The organism is Streptomyces sp. NPDC020731, from assembly GCF_044334705.1.
Lineage (GTDB): Bacteria > Actinomycetota > Actinomycetes > Streptomycetales > Streptomycetaceae > Streptomyces.
On the sequence record NZ_JBIRTN010000015.1, the window covers coordinates 1 to 22986 of the forward strand.

Sequence of the window (22986 nt, forward strand, 5' to 3'; positions counted from 1 at the left end):
AAGTGGCCGATGGCCTGGTCCAGGGCGTCGCCGTCCGCGGCGGCCAGGACGAGGCGGATGGTCGTGGCGTGGGGCGGGCGGATCAGGCCGGTCAGTGGGTCGGGCCGGAACCCGAGCAGGGCCAGGACACGCTGCGGGGCATCGGCGACCCACTCGCCGATCGCTGTGATCGAGGCGGCGCCGGACAGGACGGCGCAGGCCGCAGCGGTGAGCAGGGCCGTCCACGGGTGACGGATGCCGCGACGGGCTCTCGGGTCAGGCACCGCGGCCAGATGACTCCGCAGGTCGGCAACCCGTTCCGGCAGGGCAGGGCCGCCGGAGGCGTCCCCCAGTTGCTGAAGACATGACGGCATACGGGAAGACGGACGCGCAGGCATGGACTCGCTCGGTGCTCATACGGACTCGACACCCACATGATCACCAGCGGCCATGCCTGTTCCGCGTCCAGGGCCGCTGCGACAAGCCGCCATATCCGGCGCTCAGCAGACGAATCACCCAACTCGAGACTTCTCAAAGACCCTGATCCGCACCCCTGTCCCTCGGCCAGGCGGACATGCGGCGGAAGGAGCCCATGGTGTTGCTTCTCATCTCCCCGGACGGCGTCGCGCGGGCCTGGACACCCGCGCCTTCCGGCTGGACTGGCCGTCCGACTGTGTGGTCCTCGAAATCGACAGGGCGGGTGTGCTGGCGTTCAAGCACCGGGTGCTCACGGACCTGCCGGCCATCCCGAAGGCGAAGCGCGTCCCCGTACCGGTCGACCTGCGCGCCGACTGGGTCACCGCGCTGACCACCGCAGGCTTCGACCCGGCCGCACCGAGTGTCTGGCTGGCCGAGGGACTGCTCTTCTACCTGCCGAGCCCCGCCGAGACGTACCTCATCGACACGGTGGACCGGCTGACCACCGAAGGCAGCGCACTGACCTTCGAGGCCAAGCTGGGAAGGACCTGCTGGAGTACCGCGACAGCGCGATCTGCACGGCGACGCGAGAACAGATCGGCATCGACCTGCTCCGCCTCTTCGACAAGGGACCACGACCCGACTCCGCGGGCGACCTGACGGCCAAGGGCTGGTCCACCTCGGTGCACACCCCCTTCGACTTCACCCACCAGCACGGACGCGGCCCCCTCCCCGAGCCGAACGACGCGTTGGGGGGAACCGGTGGGTGTTCGCGCGCAAGCCCCGGCCATGACGTCCGCAGCGCTCACGGCGGCATCCGTACAGGAACCGGCATCCGGCACACCACCCGGAAGTCCGCTGTCCCCTTTCGCTGGACAGCGGCAGGTCCGGGACCCCTCCGCCCCGCAAGTCCCGTGCGGGGCGTCCGGGGAGAGATCCCTCACCGTGCGTCGCGGAGCTGACGAAGGTACGCAGCAGTCAGCGCAACAGCCCGGTCCTCGTCATGTGACAACTCCATGAGGGCACGTGACACCGTCGTCCCCGGAATGCCCGCCAGTGCTTGGGTCAGCCGCCCGCGTGCAGGCGTTCCCATGGTGTCGTGGGCGAGGAGGTCGACGAGCCTGGTCGCGATCCGATCGGCCGTCGCGGTGTCGCCCGCCAGCTTGCTCAGTGCGTCGGCCGCATCGGTGTCGTTCCTTCCCGCGACGATCATGTCGATGAGCGTCGGGACCGCTTCGACCACTCCACGTGTCCCGAGCGCCAGAGCCGCGTACCCGCGGACCCCGGCGTCGGGGTCCGTGAGAGCGTCCCGCAGGTGCGGGGTCGCCTCACCACCCGGCATCTCGGCGAGAGACTGGACGGCACGTTTCCGCACCGCGGCCACCGGTGAGCGGAGGCCCTTCGCCAGCAGTGCCGGGCCACCGTCGCCCGATCGCGCCAGCGCCCATTGAAGGGCGCCGGCGACGTTCGGCTCCGTCTCGCTCAGTACCGCCTCGACCAGGGCCTCCACCGGCACCGGAACCCCGTCGGCCGAGGAGAGGGCCGCGCGCTGGCGGGCGTCGGCGTTCTGCGACCCCAGTGCCTGGAGGAGCGCAACGACCTGGAGGACGTCCTCCCAGTCGGTGGGGTCTGCGGCGTCGATCCGGCGCAGCCGCGTGAGCAGCTCGGTCTCGGCCGCGATGCGGTCGCGTGTCTGACGGATGAGATCGCCGACGAGCGCCGAGGGCGTGAAACCGGGATCGTCGAGCGCGCGCCCGATCTCACGCAGCGACAGACCCAGCGACCGCAGGCTCTCGATGTGGAAGATCCGCCGGATGTCCTTCGCGGAGTACTCCCGATAACCGGAGTCCGTACGGCCCGAAGGCCGCACCAAGCCGAGCGATTCGTAATGCCGGAGCATGCGGGCGCTGACCCCGGACCGTCTCGCCACCTCACCGATCAGCACAGTTCTTATTGTCCGTCCTGAGGGGCCCCGGTGAGGACCACGATGCGCTTGGCCTCCTCGATCGCCGACTCGAATCCGGCGTCCGGGTCGCGCAGCAGCCGTTGTGTGGCGAGCGCGTGCGCACGCACGCCCGGGTCGTCGGCCGTCGTCGCGGCACGCAGAGCCGGCACGATCACTTCACCCAGCCCTACCAGCGCCTGGCTGAGACTCAGCTGTGTCTCCTGCTCACCGCGCCCGAGCTGCGTCGCCAGGACCGTGGCCAGGGAGGACTCCTCACCTTCCGGCACGAGCACGACCGCGGCCCGCCAGGCGCTCCGTGCCACCTCGTCGTCGGCGTCGGACAGCAGTGCCCGTGTGATCGCCGGCCACACCTGCCGGTCACCGATCTTGGACAGCGTGTGCAGCGCCTGGCTGCGTGCCTGCGCACGCTCCGAGCGGACTTCTCGGAGCAGCCCGGGGAGCGCCAGGGACACCGGGTGGCGGGTGAGCGCCCAGGTCAGCATGTCGCGGACGAAGAACTCGGGCTCGATCGCGCATCGTTCGATGAGCTTGTCGACGAAGCACGGGTCAGGCGCCGTACCGACCGCCAGAGCAGCCCTCAGTCGCACGGAGGAACGACTGTCCTCCAGTGCCTGGAGCGTTCGTGCCGCATCCGTGTCCTGTCTCGTCATGGTCATCGGACCACCTCCTCGGGAAGCAGTGAAGACCTTGCCACCGTGTCAAGGTCAAACGGGATCGGGGGGGTCCTGGAAGTCCTTCACCGCATCTCCGTACTCGATCGGTCGGCGGCGTCGGCCGGAGGGCGAGGGCGAGGTACGGCGGACGCCGCCCCCCAGGCCGAGACGCTTGTCCGTATCCAGGCGGAAGGTGTCGTAGGGGTTGGCGTCGGACCAGAACAGCGCGGTCGGGCTCGCCGGTCTTCGCCGCTGTGCTTCTGCGCCCGGGCCGGTTCGGACAGGACCTGCTGGACCAGCAGGGTGTTGACGTGGACGAGCGCGGACCGGAGCAGGTGCAGGGCGGGCATCGAGGTCTCGGCGTGCTCCTTGTCCGGGCCGGTCAGGGCGCCGTCCTTGCCGTAGTGGAGCACGGTGTTCACGCTGTTCCGGTTCTCGACGGCCCGGAGCCCGCAGTGGATCTCGCGGCGCAGGCCGGGGCCGGCGAGGTGGTCGCAGGCGAAGACCGTACGCACGGCACCGCCGAGTTCGACGACATGGCGCTTCTGACGTCGCGTTTCAGCAGCCGACACGGCCTCGCCGCCCCCTCGACCAACCGACAAGCCCTCCTCCCGGCGTCACCGCTCTGTCACAGAAGACCGGCGGGCCGCAACTTTGCCTGTGCGCCATGGATCCAACCTGCGACCACGACCCACCGTTTCCCCCGCGCATGGGAGCAGATCATGATCCACAGACGTTCCACGGCCGTTGCTGCCGCGTCGTTCCTGCTGCTGGGCGGTGTGGCCCTCACCGCCGCGCCCGCAGCCTTCGCGGGCACGCCCGGGGGCACCTACGCCGACGACCGCAACAGCGACTTCGACGGCGACGGCTACGACGACGTCCTGACCGGCGCTCCTGGCGGCACCGACGGCGGCAAGAAGGGGGCGGGCTACGTCACCGTCCAGTACGGCGCCGCGAGCGGCATAGGCACCGCCACCAGCACCCCCCGGGTCCGCACTGCCGTCTTCGGTCAGGCGACTGCGGGCGTCCCGGGCTCCGCCGAGTCCGGTGACGGCTTCGGCACCGCCGTGGCCACGGGAGACCTCGACGCCGACGGCTACGACGACGCGATCATCGCCGCGCCGGGTGAGGACGAGGGTTCCGTGAGCGACGCGGGCCGGGTGACGGTCCTCTACGGATCCCGGGCCGGGCTGACCCCCGCCCGCAGCGTCACCCTGGGGTCGGACGCGCCCGCGGCGGACACCCGGTTCGGCCTGGCCGTCGCCGCCGCCCGGCTCTCCGGAACCACGCCGGGCGACGTCCTCGCCGTGGCCGACCGCGGGGGCGCCTCCCTGTTCGCCTACGGCGCCGGCTCCCTGGAAGGAACGGGCCGGTTCGACACCGCCGGGGTTCCCGGCCGCGACTCGATGCAGCCCGCTTCCCTGACCACCGGGAACTACGACGGCGACGGGTACGCGGACCTGCTCGTGTCCGGCAGCAGCCTGGAGGAGGACTACAGGCCACGATCCTCCCTGTACATGGGCGCCGCAGACGGGCCGGTCTACACCCGCGGCCTCGTCGGCGGCTCCGCCACGGCGTCCGGCGACATCAACAACGACGGATACGACGACCTGGTCTACGGCAAGCCCGACAAGCCCGAGGACGAGAACGAACCCCTCACGGGCGGATCCGTAGGCATCTACCTGGGCTCCGAAGACGGCATGGAGAACGTGGACGAACTCGGCACTCCCGCACAGGTATGGACCCAGTACACCGCCGGTGTGCCGGGCACCGCCGAACTGGGCGACGGCTTCGGCGCCGATGTCTCCCTCGCCGACATCGACGGTGACGGTTACGCCGACCTGGCCGTGGGCGTGCCCGGCGAGGACATCGGCACCGTGGCGGACGCGGGCGGCGTGCGGATCCTGCGCGGCTCGGCCGCCGGGCTGACCGCGGTGGGCGCGAAGTCCTTCGACCAGAGCTCGGCGGGCGTGCCCGGCACGGCGGAGAAGGGGGACCGCTGGGGCGGACAGGTCCGGCTCGCCGACACGGACGCCGACGGCCGCTCCGAGCTGCTGGCCGCGGCACCCGGCGAGAACACCGACGACGGGGTGGTCTGGTGGCTTGCCGCCTCCACGACCGGGACGGTGAGCACCGGATCGTGGTCGTACGGCGGAGGCTCGCTCGACGCCTCCGGAACCGACGCGCGCTTCGGTACGTCGATCGACGAGTGAGCCGGAGCCCCCGGCGCTCCGCTGATCACGTGGCGGACAGGTCCCGTCACAGGGTTCGTCAGGAGGGCGCAGGTCTGTCACCGGGCGATGCCGGCGGTACTCGCGCCCCGTCCACGCTGGGCATGTTCCTGCCTGCGTTCGCCCACGGACAACCGGGGCCGGTCGCGTAAGCCGGGGAGCCGGGTGTTGTCGGCCTTCTGCTCGGACGCGGCCTGGTCGGGCTCCTGGTGCCCGTGCCCGGTGTGCTCGGCTTGGCGGTTCGGCGGCGTGGGCGCGCTGCTTGCAGTCGTCACGCAGGTGCGGGGTGGGCGTCCCGCGGCGCGACCCACCCGGCGGGTTCGAGGGCCTTCCACCGTTCGCCGGCGAACCGGGTGCCGCGGCCGGCGCACACGGGGCGGCGGGCCTCCCGCCCAGCCCACCGCTCCTCGGCCGTGCGGCGCGGCCGCGCCTCGCACTCGCGCTCGCGGGCCTCGTACCCGGCTTGCCGGCGGGTGTCGTGGGCTTCGCGGCGGGGGTTGCCGATCGTCTCCAGGAGGGTCTGGCCGTGCGGGCGGCCGAAGCGCCGGAAGACCGCCCCGGCCGGGCCCTGCTCCTTCAGCAGCCTCACGCCGGTGACCACGACGGGCAGCTTGCCGTCGTACAGGTGGAAGCCGTCGTGGACGGTGCCCTGCCAGTGCCGCCCGGCCGGCTGCGCGACGACGGTGTCCGGGTTGCGCGGGCCGACGTGGTTGAGGACCGGCAGCGGCGGCGGACGCGGCTGGTCGCCGTGGCGTCCGTCGGGCACCCACCGGTAGGAGCGCCGCATCGGAGCCTTGCGCGCTCGGCCGGTTCAGCTGCCTCAGTAGACGCTCAGGCCGTACGCCGACAGCCACTCGGCCACCGGCTGGTAGTAAGTGAAGCCTCCCGAGCCGCAGTTCCCGCTGCTGCCGACGATGATGCCGAGAGCCGTGCCGCCCGAGAAAGCCGGGCCGCCGGTGTCTCCGGGCTCGGAGCAGATGGTGGACCGGAACAGTCCGTATACGGTCCCCCCGCCGTAGTTGATGGTGACGTTCACCGCCTGGACGGTCCCACAGCGGTATCCGGTGGTCCGTCCGACATGGCAGACCGACTGCCCGACGACGGGATTCGCCGCGTTGGTGATGTCGCGGGTACCGGAACCGGCGCCCAGCGAGACCTCGCCCGGGTAGGCGACCGCCGTATTGGTGTACCGGACGCTCGCGTAGTCGTTGCCCGGGAAACTCACTCCCGCGGTGACGCCGACGCCGACGGTCAGGGCAGGGTCGGCGTACCAGGTACGGGCGCCCTGGGCGCACCGGCCCGGAACGAGCGCGTACAGCACGGAACCGGAGCGGGCGTTGAAGCCCACGGTGCAGCGGGTGCCGGTGCTGTAGAGGGTGTCGCCCCCGCGCACCGCGACGGCCGCCTGCTGCCCCGCTCGCTCCCCGGCATGCGCGGCCGATCCGATGACGGCGGACCAGCCGAAGAGCAGCGTCAGGACGACGACGGTCCGGAGGGGTCTTTCAAAACGCAGGGGACTCATGACGGCCTCCTATGGCATGTACCTGCCACTATGCGCCTCTCCGGCTCGGATGGTCAGGCCGAAAACCGCCAACCGCACGGCACGTGGGCGGGGCCGCCGCCGTCCTCGTACGCGAGACCGTCCCACCACCGACCACGCGCGAACCCGCTGCCGCCGCCAGCTGGGGGAACCCCGCCCGGCACATGCCCACGATCAGCAAAGGCAACCGGCGCGCAGAAGAAGACGGCAACAGCTGATCACCGAAATCGATCCCGGACAGGACGCGCTGCGGAAGCCGGACGTGGAATGGGCGTAGCGCCGCCGCCGTCCGGCGGTTGAGCCGGACCGTGCGATGCCCCGTACCCTTTGCGGGTGCCGTCCTCCCGCCTGCAACGTGTCGCCGTCCTCGTGCTCGAGGGAGCCAAGCCGCTCGACGTCGGCATCCCCGCGCAGGTGTTCACGACCCGCGCGAGCATGCCGTACGAGGTGAGAGTGTGCGGCGCGGCGCCGGGCCTGGTGACGGGCGGCGACGGCCTGTCGTATCACGTGGCCCACGGCCCGGAGGCGCTCGAATGGGCCGACGTGGTCTTCATCCCCGGCTACCGTCACCCCGACCGCGAGGACCCTCCGCAGGCGGTCGTCGACGCGCTGCTCGCCGCCCATGACCGGGGCGCCCGGCTGGCCGCCATCTCGACGGGGGCCTTCGCGCTCGCCGCGACCGGCCTGCTCGACGACAGACGCGCCACGACGCACTGGCACTACACCCGGGCGCTGGCGGCGAAGCACCCGCTCGTCCGGGTCGACGAGAACGTCCTGTTCGTCGACGAGGGCAGCGTGCTGACGTCGGCCGGCGCCGCCTCCGGCATCGACCTGTGCCTGCACATCCTGCGCCGCGACCTCGGCGTCGCCGCCTCCAACCACGCGGCCCGGCGCCTGGTCGCGGCCCCCTACCGCAGCGGCGGACAGGCGCAGTACGTACCGCGCAGCGTTCCGGAACCGCTCGGCGAACGCTTCGCCGCCACCCGCGAGTGGGCGTTGCACCGGCTCGGCGAGCCCTTCACCCTCGACATACTGGCGCGGCAGGCCGGGGTCTCGCCGCGCACGTTCTCCCGGCGCTTCGTCGAGGAGACCGGCTACACGCCGATGCAGTGGGTGATGCGCGCCCGCATCGACCTGGCCCGTGAACTGCTGGAGCGTTCGCAGCGCAGCGTCGAACAGATCGCTGCCGACGTCGGGCTCGGCACCGGCGCGAACCTGCGCCTGCACTTCCAGCAGATCCTGGGCACCACACCGAGCGAATACCGGCGCACCTTCACCCGCGGCGAGTAGCCGCAGACGGGGCCTGGCGAGATCCTTGCGAACCATGGCGCTCACGCCCGGGCCACGGGCGGACGCCACACGCGAGGCTGGTGGCGAACCGAAGGGACACCACTCATGACTCGCATCGCCATCAACGGCTTCGGCCGCATCGGACGCAATGTGCTGCGCGCGCTCCTCGAACGCGACAGCGACCTGGAGATCGTCGCCGTCAACGACCTCACGGAGCCCACCGCCCTGGCCCGGCTGCTCGCCTTCGACTCGACCTCCGGCCGGCTGGGCCGCCCGGTCGAGGTCGAGGACGGCGTCCTCGTCGTCGACGGCCGTCGCATCAAGGTCCTCGCCGAGCGCGAACCGGCGCAGCTGCCCTGGGCGGCGCTCGACGTCGACATCGTGCTGGAGGCGACCGGCCGGTTCACCTCGGCCAAGGCCGCGCGCGCCCACCTCGACGCGGGCGCACGCAAGGTGCTCGTCAGCGCGCCCTCGGACGGCGCCGACGTCACGCTCGCGTACGGCGTCAACACCGACGCCTACGACCCCGACCTGCACACGATCGTCTCGAACGCGTCGTGCACGACCAACGCGCTCGCGCCGCTGGCCGCGGTACTCGACGACCTCGCCGGCATCGAGCACGGTTTCATGACGACGGTGCACGCCTACACCCAGGAGCAGAACCTGCAGGACGGCCCGCACCGCGACCCCCGTCGCGCCCGCGCCGCCGGCGTCAACATCGTGCCGACCACGACCGGCGCCGCCAAGGCGATCGGCCTCGTGCTGCCCGGCCTCGACGGCAAGCTGTCCGGCGACTCGATCCGCGTGCCGGTCCCGGTGGGCTCGATCGTCGAGCTCAACACGACCGTCGCCCGCGAGGTGACGCGCGAGGACGTGCTGGCGGCGTACCGCACCGCGGCCGAGGGCCCGCTGGCCGGTGTCCTCGAGTACTCGGAGGACCCGCTCGTGTCGTCCGACATCACCGGCAACCCGGCCTCGTCGATCTTCGACTCGGCCCTCACCCGCGTCGAGGGCCGCCACGTCAAGGTGGTCGCCTGGTACGACAACGAGTGGGGCTTCTCCAACCGGGTGATCGACACGCTCGAGCTCCTCGCCGCCCGCTGACCGGCCCCTCGGGCCCGACTCGCCGCCCTCGCCGCGCACGGGGCCCGTGCGCGGCGGTCGTTCCCGTTGGCCGTGGTCGGCCCCTCGGCGGCATGCCGCACGGGTGACCGCTCGGCACCACAGCCTCGGGACGCCCTGGGCCCGCGGCGCATGCGCGCGGCAGGCGGGAACCTGTCAGAGGTTCCTAGGGTCCCGCGTGCACCTGGCACGCCCACAGGCTGGGGGTCCGGGGGTAGGTGTCGCGCAGGGTTCGTACGGCGTGGTGGAGGGCCTCGGCCGTCCGGCCGACGTCGAGGGTGCCGTCGCCGGTGTCCAGCGTCCGGTAGACGCTGCGGGCGACCTCGGCGCCGATGACGTCGTCGACGTGCCACAGCGAGCCGACGACATGGGGGAAGCCCGCCATCTGGAAGGCACTGACGATGTGGACGGCCTCGTCGGCCAGCTCGGGGCTGGTGCGCAGGGTGTCGCAGGCGGAGAGGTAGGCGAGGCGGACCGACGGCAGCCGCAGCCGCGCCAGGTGACGCACCGTCAACGGATGTTCGAGGTGGTCGTGCAGGACGAGCCGGCTGCCGGAGGGGTGTTCCGGGTCGCCCAGCGCGTGGCAGGCGAAGTGGACGTGGGCGTGCCGGTGCAGGGCGGCGACGACCGCGGAGTGCGTGGCGGAGGCGTCGGCCAGCAGTGAGGCGGCGGGCAGGGCACGGGCCAGCTGGTCGGCCTCCCGGCGGGCGCCCGGCAGCGGGATCTGGCCCGCTGCCTCCGCGACGCTGACGACGAGCGTGCCGCGGCCGGCCGGGCGGGCCAGCCGCCGGCGGGCGTGCCGCAGGGCGCGCAGGGTCGGTGTGTAGGAGGACACGACCCGGTCCAGGGCGCCGGGAGCGCCGTCGGGGCCCGCCGCGTGCAGGGGCAGCGTGCCGAGCAGGCCGCCGGGCGACCACCACACACGGGTCGCCGCGGGCAGCCGGCCGAGGACCGGGCCGGTGACCGTCCGCCACAGCCAGCCGAGGGTCTGCCGTACGTCCTGCTGGGCGCGCTGCGACTGCCTGCGGGAGATGCCGGTCGTCCGGAGGCGGACCAGCGCGTTCTCGAAGGTCCGCCGGCGCGCCGCTGTCGTCGCCGGATCCAGCCCCGGCAGAGGTACGGCGTCGACGGAGTGCTCGGTGACGACGAGGGCGTGACTGCCGTGGGGTGAGACGTCGACCAGGACCACCGGGCCCTCGGCGGCGGTCGCGCGCAGTTCGCGCTCGTCCCGGTCCCGTACCGGGCGCAGCAGTCCCAGCTCGGGGTGCTCGGCGCGGATCCGATCGGTGACCTCGCGCCAATCTGCCGCCAGGCGCTGCCGCAGATCGGCGCGTGCGTCGGTGCCGGCCGCTCCGTCCTCCTGGAGGAACTCCCGGGTGTCGGTGGCGGTGTCGAGGGCGTCGCGGAGCTCCTCGAAGCGGTCGGCGAGGTCCGGCGCGGCCTCCCTCAGCCGGGTCAGATCGCTGTCGGCGTCGAGGGCGTGGGAGAGGATCACGCCCCTGGCCCGTTCGAGCAGGCCGACGGCGAGGCCGGGCCGGCCGCACCGCACCGCGCAGGCGGCCGCCGCGGCGCCCAGCCCGACGGTCCGGCCGAGCACGAACTCCTGGTCGTCGCGGACGAGATGGCGCGGCGCCACGGACGGCAGCAGGTCGACGGCCACGACATAGCCGTCCAGGGCACCTTGCCAGTCCCCCAGCTCCGCACGGGTCTCGCCCCACGCGCGTGCCGCTTCCAGCCGTTGGTGGGGCGCGCAGCTCCGGTCCAGGGCCCCGGCCCGGAACACGTCCGCGGCCCGGGCGAGATCGGCCGCGCGCCGCCGGCGGCCGGGCCCGCGGTCGCGCAGGACGTGGCCGAGGCTCATGAGGCGCGAGGTGCGCCGCCCGTCGCCGAGCGGGGTGGCCTCGATCGCGCGGCGCAGCAGCGCGACCGCCTCCTCCCGGGCCGCCGACGACAGCAGCGCGAGGGGATCCGCGAGCCGCGCGCTCGCCGCCACCATGAGGGCGCTCGGCAGGTCGGGTGAGTGCGTGGGGAGCGCCGCGACGACCGAGTCCGCCAACTCGCGCACCTCGCGGAGGCCGCCGGCACGGGGCGTCCGGGCGAAGCGGACCAACAGGGCGACGGCAAGCCCATGACGCCGCCGGTGCAGCCGGGGGTCGCCCTCGGGTGTGCCGGCGATCGCCTGCCGGAAGAGGTCCACCGCCTCGTCGATCCGGGCTGCCGGGTCGGCGGCGCGTTCGACGCCCATGACCAGGCTGATGGCCGTGGAGCTCAGCAGCGCAGCCTGGTGCGCCCGCCCCAGGCCCGGCAGTGCGGCCGCCCGGCGCCGGCACTCCTGGGCCTCGCGCAGGTCCTCGCCGTCCTCGGTGAGCTGGTGGCGCAGCCCCAGGGCGGTGCCGAGGTTGAGCAGCCTCACGCCGAGCATCTCGTGCCCTTGGGGGGTGAGGGCCACCGCCTCCCGGTGGAAGCGCACCGCCTCGTTCAACTCCTCGGGTTTCCCGGAGCGTCGATACGCGGCGATCAGCACCAGCCCCAGGTCGCCGAGCGCTGTGGGGCGGTCCGGGTGGCCGGGCGGCATGAACGACTCGGCCTGCCGCAGCAGGCGCAACGCCGCGTCCAGGTCCGAGCCGTGGGTTTCCGGATCGCGTGAGTGGCGGGAGTACAGGGCCATCGCGGTCGCCAGGTGCGGGCCGGGACCGGCCGGTGCGGTGGCCGGGTCCGTGAGGGCGAGCGCCGCGTCCAGGTCGGCCGCCGAGCCGGTGGCGACGGAACGGGCACGCAGGACATTGCCGAGGGCGTTGCGCAGGGCGGCTTCCTCGTGGGGATTTCCGGCGACCGCGAGTGCCTCGGTCAGCACGGCGGCCGCCTCGTCGAGATCCTCCGTCCGGCCGGTGTGCTGTGCTCTCAGGACGAGGGCCATGCCCAGGTCGTGTGCGGCGCTCACGGGCTCCGGATTGCCGGGCCGCGCCCGCCGGCACAGGTCCACCACCTCGTCGCACTCCTCGGGCGTGGCGCCCTCGTACTGCCGCAGCAGCACCAGCGCGCCCCCGAGCGCGCTGAGGCTCCGCGGCAGGTACGGGCTGCCGGGCGGTAACCGGGCCAGGACGTCCTGTGCGATGCCGACGGCCTCGTACAGGTCCTCGGGGTCGTACGACTCCAGGTACCGGTCCCGGAGGCGGCCGCCCAGAGCGGAGAGGGCGCGCGACCGTTCGGGTGAGCCGGCCGGGAGGCCCTTGAGGGCCCGGTGGGCGAGCAGTACCGGGTCACCGGTCCCCGAGCTCTCGGGCACGTCCTCGAACGGCCAGGGCAGCCCGGCGACAGCCAGGGCCCGGTCCAGGGCCGCCCGCCGGTCCGCGTACCCGGGGTCGTACTCCGGTGTCGCCAGTATGGTGAGGTTGCCGCAGCCGACCGCGGTGGCGAGCCGGACCTCGTACGAGGGCGTCGAGGAGACCAGCGTGGCCGCCAGACGGTGGAGTCTGCGCAGGCCTTCGTGGGCGTCGGACGGTACGTCGTGCGCCCGGCCCTCCGCCGCGATCAGGGACGCGGCACTCTCGGCCCACCACTCGGCGGGCCCGTCCGCGTCGGCCGGGTCGGGACGGACCGCCGGATCGGTGGCCGCGAATCCGGCCGCCAACAGCGGTGGCACCGACTCCGGTTCGGCGACCCACACCGGGAACAGCAGCGTCCCCGCCATGCAGCCCTGTACGCTGCCGCGCCGCCCCGGGTCGGCCATCGCCCGGGCGACGCACAGCCAGCCGGCCGCGTGCCGGGCCTCCATGTCGGTCCGCGTGTCGGCCGTCCGCAGCAGGCCGCGCAGTTCCGCGTCCGCCCGGGGGCCGTACACCACGCGCGCGTCCACACCGCCGTCTGCCGTGCCGGCCCGCTCCAGGCGCTCTCGGATCGCCTGCACGAACCGGTCCCTGTCGTACCTCACCTGTCAGTCACTCCCCCGCCGCTGCCGGACCCGGTGGCACGTTCGACTCACCCTCAACTCTGCCTGATGTGCGGCACACTTGGACCATGACCGCATCTCCCGGCATTCCCCCGTACGACGACAGAGCAGCAGCCGCGCTGTGCGCCCTGCTCGGCTCACCGCAGGACCTGCGGCAGCCCGGGGTGCGGGAGGCCGCGGAGTGGGCGCGGGAGCTGCTGCGGTCGGGGGCGGCCGACGGTGAACTCGCGGCCGGCTACCACGCCCTGGACACGGCCCTGCGCCGCAGCGGGGACGCGCGCGGACTGGGCAGCGGGCCCCGGGTAGCCACGGTCCCCGGTGTCGCGCAGCACATCAAGGTGGCCGTGTGCCCGGGGCCGGCGCGCTGCGCACGCGTGGAGCGGGCCCGCGATCTGCTGCCGGCCCCGCCCTGTGCGGTCAACGGCACCCGGATGCGCAAGAGCAGGCTGGGCCCCGCGCGGTGACGCCGCCTCCATGAACTCCCTCCTCGCCACCCTGGGCGGCAAGCTCACCGAGCGCTGGCTCAACCTGCTGGTCCTGCCCGGCGCGCTGTTCCTCGCCGCCACGGCCGTCGGCACCACGCTGGGCCACCGCCACTGGCACGACATCGACCGGTTGCGCGCCCGCCTGGACGGCCTCGCCGCCCGCCCGGCCCTCGAGCACACCGGCACCGCCGCGCTCCTGGTCGCCCTCGTGCTGCTCGCGGCGACGGCGGCCTCGCTCGCCGCGCAGTTCCTCGGCGGCGCGATCGAACGGTGGTGTCTGCGCCCCGGCCGGGACGCGATCTCACGACGCCTCGCAGCCCGTCGGGCGCGCAGGTGGCGGGAGCTGGACGCGAGGCTGGGCGAGGCGGTGGGCAGGGCGCACGCCGATTCCGTCGGCCCCTCCGGCACGGTGAGCGTCCCGGGCAGCCTGCTGGCGCGCGTCCAGGGCCTCGCCGAAGCCCGTGACCGGGTGGCGTTGCGCGAGCCGGTCCGTCCCACTTGGTACGGCGACCGGATGCAGGCGGCGGCCGACCGGGTGGAGGCGGCCTACGGGGTGGACCTCGCCGCCCTCTGGCCCCGGCTGTGGCTGATCCTCCCCGAGACCGCCGTGCGGCAGATCCAGTCGGCCCACGACTCCTTCGGTGCCGCCGCCCGCCTCGCCGCCTGGGCCGTGGGCTACGCGCTGCTCGCCTGCTGGTGGTGGCCGGCCGCCCTGGCGGCCCTCGGCTGCGTGGTCGTGGCCCGCTCCCGCTCCCGCACCGCCCTCGACGCGCTCGCGGGTCTGGTCGAGGCCGCCGTGGACGTCCACGGACGTGAACTGGCCACCAGGGTGGGGCTGGTCTCTTCCGAGGCACCGGGACGGTTGGATCCCGACACGGGGGACGGGATGTCGGAGCTGTTCAGGAAGGCCGAGTAGGACCCCGCAGAGCGTGCGGCAACGCATGCTGCCGGCCCCCGCGTTCCCCGGGGACGAGATGGCCGCCGTCCTGAACCGGGCCGGTGTTCCCGCCTGACCGTCGAGCAGAACCGACTCGCCCGCGCCCCGAAGCGAAAGCCGCGATCAACCGCCCGGTCCTGGAGCCTGTTGGGAAAGCCCTGGTCGCATGGGGTCTGGCGTACATGGGTGGCGCCGTTGTCAGTGGTGCTGTGCATGATCGGCGCGTCAGTTCCTCACGGAGGTGGGAAAGCACTGTGCCGATCACAAACCAACAGGTGGCGGGACACGCGTTCCTGCGGCAGATGTACGACGACTCGTACTTCCCTGATCGCGTGGTCGACCGGGGGAAGGCGATTCTGGTGCGGCTTTGTGAGCGGATCGAGGCCGAGCAGCCGTCGGGTCCGAGGACCTTGTATGCGCTTACCCAGTCCGCGACGGAGGAGTTCAACCTGCTGGACAGGGAGTTCGTGGCAGCCGGGAGTGGGATCGAGACGGTCGCGCGTGAGTGGATCTGTGACGAGTTCTGTTTCGTCGCGTCGGCATACGGGTTCACGGACGCCGAGGAGGAGATGCTGACCGCCGGCCGGGACTGGTGAACGAGGACGGGAAGGCCACCTGCGAGCGAAGCCATTCGTCAGGAGCTGCGACCAGGACGGTCGTCTCGTAGCGGACGGCGAGCTTGTCGTATCGCGTGGCGACGGCGCGGTGTCTCCTGAGCCGGTTGATCCCGTACTCGACCGCATGGTGCTCGCGGTGGTCGGCCGGGCCGAAAAGTGGCGGCCGGCCGCCGCGGGAGCCGGGCTTTTGGCGGTTGCGCGCCCGGCCGGCCTTGTCCGGGATGGTGCAGCGGATCCCGTGGCGGCGCAGGTGGGTGCGGTTCTCACGGGAAGCGTACGCCCTGTCGGCACGCACCCGATCGGGGCGGGCGCGTGGCCGGCCCGGCCCGACGCGGGAAAGGCGCCAGCGAGGGCCGCGCGGCGGCCGGTTCACGCCGGGGTGACGCGCATCCCGCCCGCGGCGAGGATGTCGAGCAACGATCGGTCGTACGGCTCGCCCCGGCGTCAGGGCGGCGACGCGTCGGTCTCCGTCGTCGACGCCTCCCCGGCCACGACACCCACAGCGATGTCCACGAGATCCGGGTCCTCACCCGCCACAGGCCCGGATTGGGGCAGGGCCGCGGGGGCACGTGCACTTCAGGACGGTGGAGAGGTGATCGACAATGGCCGAACGATCGGTGGCGGCAGCGGAGCAAGGGTCCCGAACAGCGGACCGTGAGGACGCCCGGACGCCGCCGCTGCGACCCGGCGGCTACGAGCCGGCCGACTACGCGGCAGCCGTGGTACGCAGTGCCCGGGAGGCCGGGGTTTCGTCCCTGCTCGTGATGACCGTGCTCCACAACGAGGCGTACAAGCCGCACCATCCCCTGCTGGAGCGGTTGTGGCAGTGGTGGAAGCCCGGGGCGTCCTTCGGCCTGGCCAACATGCACCGGGCGACGTTCGAACGGGTCCGGCGGACGCACGGCCTGCCGGGACGATGGCAGGACCTGCGCGACGACCCCGCCTTCGCCATCCGCACGGCCGCCCTGCATCTGAAGGACCTCGACCGGAGCCTTCCGAGGCGGCACGTACGTCGTTACACCCGCGACGAACTCCTCGCCCTCGGCTACAACACGGGCGAACGCAACATGCGCGCCTTCGCCCGGGGCGTCCCGCCGGGTCCCATGGCACGGTCGTACCTGCGCCGCTTCCGCGCCTACCGGGGGCGAGCCGCCGAGGCCCTGGCCGACGGCGGCGAGCCACGCGACACGGTCACCGGCCGGTGACCTGAGCCGGAGATCCGTAGTCGGTCGGGTACGAGTCGCCCGCGTCCGAAGATTCCGCCCTTGTCACTCATGGAGGTGTCCCGCCGGCTGCGGATCACTCCGGACACGGTCCGCACCTGGCGGCGGCGCTTCCTCGAACGGGACCTGGACGGAATGTCCGACGAGCCCAGGCCCGGTGTCCCGCGGAGGATCCCCGGCACTAACGGGCGAGGAACGGGCTGAGCAGCGCGTTGAGTTCGGTGGGCGCGTCCAGTGCGATGAGGTGAGCAGCGGTGGCGAACTCGACCAGGGGGGCGTCGGGGATCTCAGTGGCGTAGCGCCGGCCGATGTCCTGGAAGTCGGTGACGTCGAGCTTGCCGATCCCGACCAGTGCAGGGACGGAGACGGCGGCGATGTCGCCGGTTGCAGTGCCCTGGGAGTGCTCCGCCACGATGCCCTGGTTCATCAGTGACGTCCTCATCGGGCCGCGGAGCTGGTCGGCCAGTCCGGTGGCGACGTCCTCCCAACCTCGAGCCGGCCCTCGCAGCCACATGTCCAGGTTCATACGGACGGCGGCGTCCAGGTCGCCCGAGGCCAGGGCCGCCGTTTCCGCCTCGTCGTACGCGACCATTTCCGAAGACCAACGGTATCCCGGCCATGGCGGGGCGAGCAGCGCCAGGGAGTGCGCACGGCCCGGGTGGGTGAGAGCGAAGTCCAGGGCCACGCGGCCGCCCCAAGAGGCACCGACGAGCCGGACACGTTCGTGGCCGAGGTGGTCCAGGAGACGGCGCAGATCGTCGGTCTCGCTGAACGGGCCGGTCGGAGGCGCCGATTCACCGAAGCCGCGCAAGTCGTAGCGGATGACGGTGTGCCGTTCTGCCAGGTCGGGCACGATCGCGTCCCACATCCGGTGGTCGGCGACGTCGGCGTGCACGAGTACGACGGGCGGCCCGTCGCCGGCGACGACGCAGGAAAGGTGACCGAGATCATCGGCGAGTGTGAGCATTCGCAGATGCCTGCAGGACGACGGTGCACGTGCCACCCGATAAGGGGAAGGTTCCACCCTCGCTCTCGCTGCCACTGCCATCTGGCTCCGCCAATGACGAACGGTAGTTCCTGACCCCGGTGAAGCTTCTCGGTCACGGCGCTGGAAGGGAAGACACGTCAGGGCTGGACGCTCAGGCCGCTGTGCAACCTGTCGATCCGCTCGATCGTCCGCACCACGAATGCGATCGAGCCGGTGAACGCCCGTATCCGGCGGGCGGTCAAGGCCCGCGGACACTTCCTCGACGAGCAGCCCGCCGCCCGCCCTCGCCACCGGACAGGGGGCGGCGGCGGGCGGAGCAGATGCGACAACTGCCGCACACTACGGCGTCCTCGGCCATACCCGCTTGGTGGGCGAGACAGCGGACAGTCGCCTCTGCCACCCGGTGGGACCCGGCTCGGCATCACCGGCAAGGCGGCCGGACGGTGTCTCGCCGGGTCCCGTCCAGCGGCGGTTCGAACTCAGCCGCCGCTCTTCCGTCGGAACGACCGCTGGCTCGCAGCCGGGCCGTGCGTGCCGCGGACCTTCGACGCATCGGTGTTCGCAGCGAGGGCCGCGGCCTGCGCCTGCTTGTCCCGCTTGCGCGCCAGGGCCTCCCGGAACTTGCCCTTCAGGTCGTACTGGCCGTCATCGTCAGGCACCAGGGCGCCGCTCTCGGTGTCAGCCGTCTCCGAACCTTCTTGCGAGGGAGAATCTGCAGTCATGGTGACCTCCTGGGGTCGGGCAGTGAAAGCACAGCTTGTCATGCCGGGCACGGCGCGGGCCGCCCATATCCGGCGACGCCGGCCACGGCGGCTCCATGGCAGCGCCGCGAAGCGTGAGCGCGGACAGCCGGCCGCGCAGCAGCCCGGCGTCCATCAGCGGGTGAGCCGGGGTGCGCGGATCGTCACGTGCGCGGACGGCCGGACAAGTCGGCGGGTCCTCTCCCACCGGGTGCCCCCGGTGTTCCCGGGCGAGGGTCGGCGTAACGGCGGGCACCGGTGGAACACGATGTAGTCCGCCTGAAGCCCTGGCTGGTCCTCGCAAGGCCCGATGCAGCCCGAATCCAATGACGTCGATCGCCTCAGCCGTCCTCACCCTGGAGCGGCAACGCCGGAAGAGCTCACGGAATCAAGAACTCCAGCTCGGGCCGGTCCCACGCCACCGCGGGCGGGTTCGCGCAGGCGGTCCCGGTGGGCAGCGCACCCACCCTGCGGTAGAACCCCTCGGCCGGAGGATGCGACACCACGCGGACACGGTCCAGCCCCGCCGCCCGCGCCTCGGCCTTCATGTGCTCGACGAGCAACCGCCCGATGCCGCGTCCCTGCGCCCCGTCGGCGACGAAGAGCAGGTCCAGCTCCGGCGGTACGAGAACCAGCGAGTAGAAACCGAGCACCCGGCCCGCGGGATCATCGGTGTCGACGGCCACTAAGACCTTGTGGGCTTCGATGTAGTCGGGGCCGACGCGGTAGCCTGCGACCATCGCCGCGTACTGGCCCTCGTAGGCGCGCGAGCCGCGCACGAGCCGCGTGAGCCGCTTGGCGTCCCGGGCGACGGCCCGTCGTACGGCGATCGCGTCACGCGCGGGCGTAATGCTCGACTTCATATGGAGAGTATTACGTATCCGTAAAAGCCCGTGTGGTGGGTGGGACGACGGAGCCGCCGTGGGGTGTACCGGGTGTGGTGCCCGCCGGCCATGGCGGCCGCCGGGGCCGGAAGCGCAGTGGGATACCGCTGGACGCGGACAGGGACCGCTGCGCCCCGCCGGCCGGGCGGAAGCCCTTCATCGCGCGTTCACGCCGGCGGGTGGGCCGGTGGCTGTTCTCCGCCCGGTTGTCGAGGCACCTCGACCGCTGGTGCTCGGCGGAGGGCATGACCTCGCGATGGGCGGCGCCGCAGGAGCGGAGCCTGTCCGTGACGACCACCCGTGGGATCGCGCGCTTCGTCATCGGTCGACCGAAGAAGCGCCGGGCGGCGGACACCCACGCACGCGTTGTCACTTGTCACTCCGGAGCCTGGTCGCGGGCGCGCGGACGCACCTCGAACGAGGCGAAACGAGGCGGCGTCGAGCAGGCGTGCGCCACCTGGCACCGGGCCGTCGACCGCATGGGCGGTGTCCGCTGCGTCCGGGACCCGAAAGGCACTCTCCCGCATGCGCAGCGACCTCGCGCGCTTTGGGGCCCGTGACCTGCGGCGCGTGGCCGGACTCGACGAACGGGGACGCCACGTCCTCGCCGGTGCCTGACCTCGGCGGCACTCGGAGAAGCGGCGGACGACCGGCTCCAGGCAGTCCGCGTGCGGGCCGGCCGGTGAGCGCACCCGGGCGACGCCGCCGAGAAAGGGTGAGGACAACGGGGAGGACGGGACCGCTGTGCGGGTCCCGTCCTCCGAGCTGCGATCCGGTGCGCGGGTCAGACCGGGACGGGGGTCTCCTCGCGCGTCTTCGCGGCCAGCTGCCGGTTCAGCTTCTCGCCCTCGATGTCGAGGTCGGGCAGGACCTTGTCGACGGGCCCGGGTAGCCACCAGGCGGCACGGCCGAGCAGCGACATCACCGCCGGGACCAGCACCATGCGGACGACGAAGGCGTCGATGACCACGCCGACGGCGAGGGCGAACCCGATGGATTTGATGATCGGGTCGTCCATCAGGACGAAGCCTCCGAACACGGACGTCATGATGAGCGCGGCGGCCGTGACGACGCGGGCGTTGTGACCCATGCCGCTGATCATGGCCGCCTGCGGGTCGGCTCCGTGGACGAAGTCCTCGCGCATGCGGGAGACGAGGAAGACCTCGTAGTCCATGGCGAGGCCGAACAGGATGCCGATGAGCAGGATCGGCAGGAAGCTCACCAGCGGGCCGGGGGTGTCGACGCCCACCAGGCCGGCGAGGTGCCCCTCCTGGAAGATGGCGACGGTGATGCCGAAGGTCGCGCCCACGGTGAGCAGGAAGCCCAGGGCTGCTTTCAGTGGTACCAGGACCGACCGGAAGACCAGCATGAGCAGCAGGATGGACAGGCCCACCACCAGGAGCAGGTACACCGGCAGGGCGTCGGCGAGCTTCTCCGAGACGTCGATGCCCAGGGCGGTCGCGCCGGTGAGGGCGATGTCGGCGCCCTCGATGTCCGCGACCCGGTCGCGGATGTCGTGGACGGCGTCCTCGGTGGCGACGGCGGTCGGGCCGGCCTCGGGGATGATGGTCAGCAGGGCGGTGGTGCCCTGTTCGTTCAGCTGCGGCGGGGCCACTGTCAGGATGCCGTCGGTGTCCTTGATGAGGGCGGTGGCCTTCTCGGCGGCCGCCCCGGTGGACTGCGCGTCCCCACCGTTGACGACGGCGACGAGACGGCCGTTGAAGCCCTCGCCGAAGCCCTCGGACGTCAGGTCGTACGCCTCACGTGCGGGGGAGCCCTCGGCGGCGGTGCCCGCGTCCGGCAGGGCTATGCGCATGTCCTGGGCGGGGAGGGTGAGCGCGCCCAGCCCGAGGATGCCGACGATCAGGAACGGGACGCGCAGCTTGGCGACGAGCCGGCCCCAGGCGAAGCCGAAGCTCTCGGCGACGGTGCCGTCCTCGGCGGTGTGCCCGTCCGCGTGGCGCTGCTTGCGCGGCAGGATCTTGTTGCCGGCGAAGGAGAGGAAGGCCGGCAGCAGGGTGAGGGCGACCAGCACGGCGACGGCGACGGTGCCCGCCGCGGCCAGGCCCATCACACTCAGGAAGGGGATGCCGACGACGGAGAGGCCGGCCAGGGCGATGACGACGGTGGCACCGGCGAAGACGACGGCGGAGCCGGCGGTGCCGGTCGCGCGGCCGGCGGCCTCCTCGGGCCGGAGGCCCTCGGCGAGGTACTGGCGGTAGCGGGAGGTGATGAAGAGCGAGTAGTCGATGCCGACGGCCAGGCCCAGCATCAGCGCCAGGACGGGCGCGGTGGAGGTCAGTTCGATGGCACCGGTCAGGGAGAAGAGGCCGGCCATGCCGACCGCGACGCCGATCAGCGCGTTCAGCAGGGTCATGCCGGCGGCGACCAGCGAGCCGAAGGTGACGACCAGGACCACCGCGGCGACCAGGACGCCGAGCGCCTCGGTGGAGCCGATCTCCACCTCACCGCCCATGACCTCGCCGCCGTGCTCGACCCGCAGGCCCTCGGCGTCGGCGCCGACGGCCTCGTAGGCCGACTTCTGCTCGTCGGTGACCTCGTCGGCGGCCTTGTCGAACTGCACCTGGATCAGGGCGTAGCGGCCGTCCCGGGAGACGGAGCCGGCCTGGAACGGGTCCATGGCGGCGGTGACGCCGTCGATCCCGGAGGCCTCCTTCACCAGGGGTGCCACCGCGGCGGGGTCCAGCTTCTCGCCCTCGGGCGCGGCGACGACGACGGCGCCGGTGGCTCCGCCGGCCTGCGGGAACTGTCGCTCGAGGTCGTCCAGTGCCCGCTGGGACTCGGTGCCCGGCATGGAGAACTTGTCGCTGGTCGGGCCCATCAGGGTGGCGGCTCCGACACCCAGCAGGGTCAGCAGGAGCAGCCAGACCGCGGCTATTCGGCCTCTTCTGCGGAAGGAGAACCGCCCGAGCCGGTACAGCAAGGTCGCCATGGAGAAGAAGTCTTTCCGTTAGGGGGTCAACCGGGGGTGTGGTCAAGCGTCCGCAGCGCACTGCGGATCATTTCGGCGCGCAGCACCTCGTCCGGCGCCACCTCGTCGTCGGTGGCGCCCGTGATGAAGACGGCGCCCAGCACCATCCACGCCGCCACCCGGGCCGGCGGGTGCTGTGAGCGGCCTGCCAGCGCGTCCAGCAGCCCGTCCGCCAACTCCATGACGTTGAGGTCCTGGTGGCAGGACATCTCGGCGATGTCCTCGAAGAGAAGCCGGATCTCGCGGCGGAACCGCAGCGTCAGGTCGACGTACCCGATGACGGTCTCCTCCACCAGCCGGCCGCCCTCCAGCCCGGCCACGCGGTCGAGCAGTGCGGAGAGGGCGTCCTGGGCCGGCGTCAGCAACTCGGTGAGGATCTTTTCCTTGCCGGCGAAGTGGTAGAGGAGTGACGCCTTCGAACAGCCCGCGTCGGAGGCGATGTCCTGCAACGAGGTGCCGCGGAAGCCGTGCACGGCGAACAGTCGCAGTGCCGACTCCAGGATCTGACCGCGCATGGCGGAGGCGGAGCGTGCCATGCCCCCACCATAGCTGTCCGATCGGTCAGTTCTGACCGATCGGACAGCATGTCGCCATGGCTTGCGTCACTCTTCCCGCCCGGGACTTGTACGGGACGCACACGGTCGGCTCCGCCGGCCCTCGGAGAGCACGGCGGTGCGGGGCGGCTCGCCACGTCTCCGGCGCCTTGCCGCGCCAGATGGTGCTCATCAGGGGCCGGATGAGGCTGCGGACAAGGACATTGGTGAGCGGGTTGAGCCGGACGAGCAGCGGAGCGCCTTCGCCGAGGGGGCCGACCAGCACCACCGGGCCGAAGATCGGGCCGACGTCGACCGCGCAGGTCAGCAGGAACCCGGTCCATGACCTCCAGGCGTCCATGACGGCCGTGCGGCCTGCGTGGCCGAGTGCACGGATGCCCTCATGTCCGCGGCCGTACCGGCGCCGCTCAGCAAGTCGC

Annotated in this window: 22 protein-coding genes and 4 pseudogenes; 11 read left to right on the plus strand and 15 right to left on the minus strand. The window is 72.5% G+C overall.

Features of this window, described 5'->3' with window-relative positions:
- On the minus strand, window positions 1-263 hold a 263-nt coding region (locus tag ACH4VX_RS22865; RefSeq protein WP_398369593.1), incomplete at its 3' end, for a transposase family protein.
- 343 nt (window positions 264-606) lie between these two features.
- Here ACH4VX_RS22865 and ACH4VX_RS22870 point away from each other — a divergent pair.
- Window positions 607-1189, plus strand: a pseudogene (locus tag ACH4VX_RS22870) (SAM-dependent methyltransferase); the annotation flags it as partial.
- Between the two features lie 147 nt (window positions 1190-1336).
- On the opposite strand, the gene ACH4VX_RS22875 reads toward ACH4VX_RS22870, so the two are convergent.
- The 3 genes from ACH4VX_RS22875 to ACH4VX_RS22885 form a co-directional block, all read right to left on the minus strand.
- On the minus strand, window positions 1337-2341 hold the full coding sequence (locus ACH4VX_RS22875; RefSeq protein ID WP_398369594.1) for a MerR family transcriptional regulator: 1005 nt from the start codon (window positions 2339-2341) through the stop codon (window positions 1337-1339).
- A 5-nt stretch (window positions 2342-2346) separates the two neighbouring features.
- The gene (locus ACH4VX_RS22880; RefSeq protein WP_398369596.1) at window positions 2347-3018 is read right to left on the minus strand and encodes a HEAT repeat domain-containing protein; all 672 of its coding nucleotides are present in this window, start codon (window positions 3016-3018) and stop codon (window positions 2347-2349) included.
- Between the two features lie 80 nt (window positions 3019-3098).
- Complete coding sequence (locus ACH4VX_RS22885) at window positions 3099-3587, minus strand: Tn3 family transposase (protein WP_398369598.1); 489 nt, start codon at window positions 3585-3587, stop codon at window positions 3099-3101.
- Between the two features lie 150 nt (window positions 3588-3737).
- Here ACH4VX_RS22885 and ACH4VX_RS22890 point away from each other — a divergent pair, with 150 nt between their 5' ends.
- A complete protein-coding gene (locus tag ACH4VX_RS22890) occupies window positions 3738-5228 on the plus strand; it encodes an FG-GAP repeat protein (protein WP_398369599.1) in 1491 nt (496 codons plus the stop codon).
- A gap of 289 nt (window positions 5229-5517) precedes the next feature.
- On the opposite strand, the gene ACH4VX_RS22895 is transcribed toward ACH4VX_RS22890, so the two are convergent.
- Window positions 5518-6033 carry a hypothetical protein gene (locus tag ACH4VX_RS22895; protein WP_398369601.1) on the minus strand — a complete coding sequence of 172 codons (516 nt, stop codon included), beginning with the start codon at window positions 6031-6033 and terminating at the stop codon, window positions 5518-5520.
- A gap of 33 nt (window positions 6034-6066) precedes the next feature.
- Window positions 6067-6768 (minus strand): S1 family peptidase, encoded by a 702-nt coding sequence (locus tag ACH4VX_RS22900; protein WP_398369603.1) that lies wholly within the window; start codon window positions 6766-6768, stop codon window positions 6067-6069.
- A 351-nt stretch (window positions 6769-7119) separates the two neighbouring features.
- Here ACH4VX_RS22900 and ACH4VX_RS22905 point away from each other — a divergent pair, with 351 nt between their 5' ends.
- Together ACH4VX_RS22905 and gap are read left to right on the plus strand one after the other, a co-directional pair.
- Window positions 7120-8076 (plus strand): GlxA family transcriptional regulator, encoded by a 957-nt coding sequence (locus ACH4VX_RS22905; RefSeq protein WP_398369605.1) that lies wholly within the window; start codon window positions 7120-7122, stop codon window positions 8074-8076.
- A 105-nt stretch (window positions 8077-8181) separates the two neighbouring features.
- Window positions 8182-9180, plus strand: coding sequence for a type I glyceraldehyde-3-phosphate dehydrogenase (gene gap, locus ACH4VX_RS22910; protein ID WP_398369607.1), 999 nt, complete (start codon window positions 8182-8184; stop codon window positions 9178-9180).
- A gap of 184 nt (window positions 9181-9364) precedes the next feature.
- Here gap and ACH4VX_RS22915 read toward each other — a convergent pair whose 3' ends face one another.
- The gene (locus ACH4VX_RS22915) at window positions 9365-13129 is read right to left on the minus strand and encodes a CHAT domain-containing protein (RefSeq protein ID WP_398369609.1); all 3765 of its coding nucleotides are present in this window, start codon (window positions 13127-13129) and stop codon (window positions 9365-9367) included.
- Between the two features lie 86 nt (window positions 13130-13215).
- Here ACH4VX_RS22915 and ACH4VX_RS22920 point away from each other — a divergent pair, with 86 nt between their 5' ends.
- The 3 genes from ACH4VX_RS22920 to ACH4VX_RS22930 all read left to right on the plus strand — a co-directional run bounded on the left by ACH4VX_RS22920 (window position 13216) and on the right by ACH4VX_RS22930 (window position 15165).
- Window positions 13216-13611, plus strand: a complete 396-nt coding sequence (locus tag ACH4VX_RS22920) for a hypothetical protein (protein WP_398369611.1) — start codon at window positions 13216-13218, stop codon at window positions 13609-13611.
- Window positions 13612-13621: 10 nt separating this feature from the next.
- Entirely contained in the window at window positions 13622-14548 is a 927-nt protein-coding gene (locus ACH4VX_RS22925) for a hypothetical protein (RefSeq protein WP_398369613.1), read from the plus strand.
- Window positions 14549-14823: 275 nt separating this feature from the next.
- On the plus strand, window positions 14824-15165 hold the full coding sequence (locus ACH4VX_RS22930; protein WP_398369615.1) for a DUF5713 family protein: 342 nt from the start codon (window positions 14824-14826) through the stop codon (window positions 15163-15165).
- Here ACH4VX_RS22930 and ACH4VX_RS22935 read toward each other — a convergent pair.
- The gene (locus ACH4VX_RS22935) at window positions 15119-15559 is read right to left on the minus strand and encodes a transposase (protein WP_398369616.1); all 441 of its coding nucleotides are present in this window, start codon (window positions 15557-15559) and stop codon (window positions 15119-15121) included. The genes ACH4VX_RS22930 and ACH4VX_RS22935 overlap by 47 nt on opposite strands.
- Before the next feature lie 229 nt (window positions 15560-15788).
- Between ACH4VX_RS22935 and ACH4VX_RS22940 the strand changes: the two genes are divergently transcribed.
- Complete coding sequence (locus tag ACH4VX_RS22940) at window positions 15789-16391, plus strand: lytic transglycosylase domain-containing protein (RefSeq protein ID WP_398369617.1); 603 nt, start codon at window positions 15789-15791, stop codon at window positions 16389-16391.
- Window positions 16392-16460: 69 nt separating this feature from the next.
- Window positions 16461-16613: a helix-turn-helix domain-containing protein gene (locus ACH4VX_RS22945; protein WP_398369873.1), complete on the plus strand. Its 153-nt coding sequence runs from the start codon at window positions 16461-16463 to the stop codon at window positions 16611-16613.
- Here the strand turns inward: ACH4VX_RS22945 and ACH4VX_RS22950 are convergent.
- Window positions 16591-17376: an alpha/beta fold hydrolase gene (locus tag ACH4VX_RS22950; RefSeq protein WP_398369619.1), complete on the minus strand. Its 786-nt coding sequence runs from the start codon at window positions 17374-17376 to the stop codon at window positions 16591-16593. The genes ACH4VX_RS22945 and ACH4VX_RS22950 overlap by 23 nt on opposite strands.
- 213 nt (window positions 17377-17589) lie before the next feature.
- Here ACH4VX_RS22950 and ACH4VX_RS22955 point away from each other — a divergent pair.
- A pseudogene (locus ACH4VX_RS22955) lies at window positions 17590-17679 on the plus strand (transposase); the annotation flags it as partial.
- Window positions 17680-17876: 197 nt separating this feature from the next.
- On the opposite strand, the gene ACH4VX_RS22960 reads toward ACH4VX_RS22955, so the two are convergent.
- The gene (locus ACH4VX_RS22960; protein WP_398369621.1) at window positions 17877-18119 is read right to left on the minus strand and encodes a DUF5302 domain-containing protein; all 243 of its coding nucleotides are present in this window, start codon (window positions 18117-18119) and stop codon (window positions 17877-17879) included.
- 267 nt (window positions 18120-18386) lie between these two features.
- Here ACH4VX_RS22960 and ACH4VX_RS22965 point away from each other — a divergent pair.
- Window positions 18387-18508 (plus strand): annotated as a pseudogene (locus ACH4VX_RS22965) (IS5/IS1182 family transposase); the annotation flags it as partial.
- Window positions 18509-18517: 9 nt separating this feature from the next.
- Here the strand turns inward: ACH4VX_RS22965 and ACH4VX_RS22970 are convergent.
- The 5 genes and pseudogenes from ACH4VX_RS22970 to ACH4VX_RS22990 all read right to left on the minus strand — a co-directional run bounded on the left by ACH4VX_RS22970 (window position 18518) and on the right by ACH4VX_RS22990 (window position 22907).
- On the minus strand, window positions 18518-19000 hold the full coding sequence (locus ACH4VX_RS22970; protein WP_398369622.1) for a GNAT family N-acetyltransferase: 483 nt from the start codon (window positions 18998-19000) through the stop codon (window positions 18518-18520).
- A 97-nt stretch (window positions 19001-19097) separates the two neighbouring features.
- Window positions 19098-19376, minus strand: a pseudogene (locus ACH4VX_RS22975) (DDE-type integrase/transposase/recombinase); the annotation flags it as partial.
- 429 nt (window positions 19377-19805) lie between these two features.
- Complete coding sequence (locus ACH4VX_RS22980) at window positions 19806-21974, minus strand: MMPL family transporter (protein WP_398369623.1); 2169 nt, start codon at window positions 21972-21974, stop codon at window positions 19806-19808.
- Window positions 21975-22000: 26 nt separating this feature from the next.
- The gene (locus ACH4VX_RS22985) at window positions 22001-22549 is read right to left on the minus strand and encodes a TetR/AcrR family transcriptional regulator (protein WP_398369624.1); all 549 of its coding nucleotides are present in this window, start codon (window positions 22547-22549) and stop codon (window positions 22001-22003) included.
- A 25-nt stretch (window positions 22550-22574) separates the two neighbouring features.
- A complete protein-coding gene (locus tag ACH4VX_RS22990) occupies window positions 22575-22907 on the minus strand; it encodes a hypothetical protein (protein WP_398369626.1) in 333 nt (110 codons plus the stop codon).
- Window positions 22908-22986: the final 79 nt, after the last annotated feature.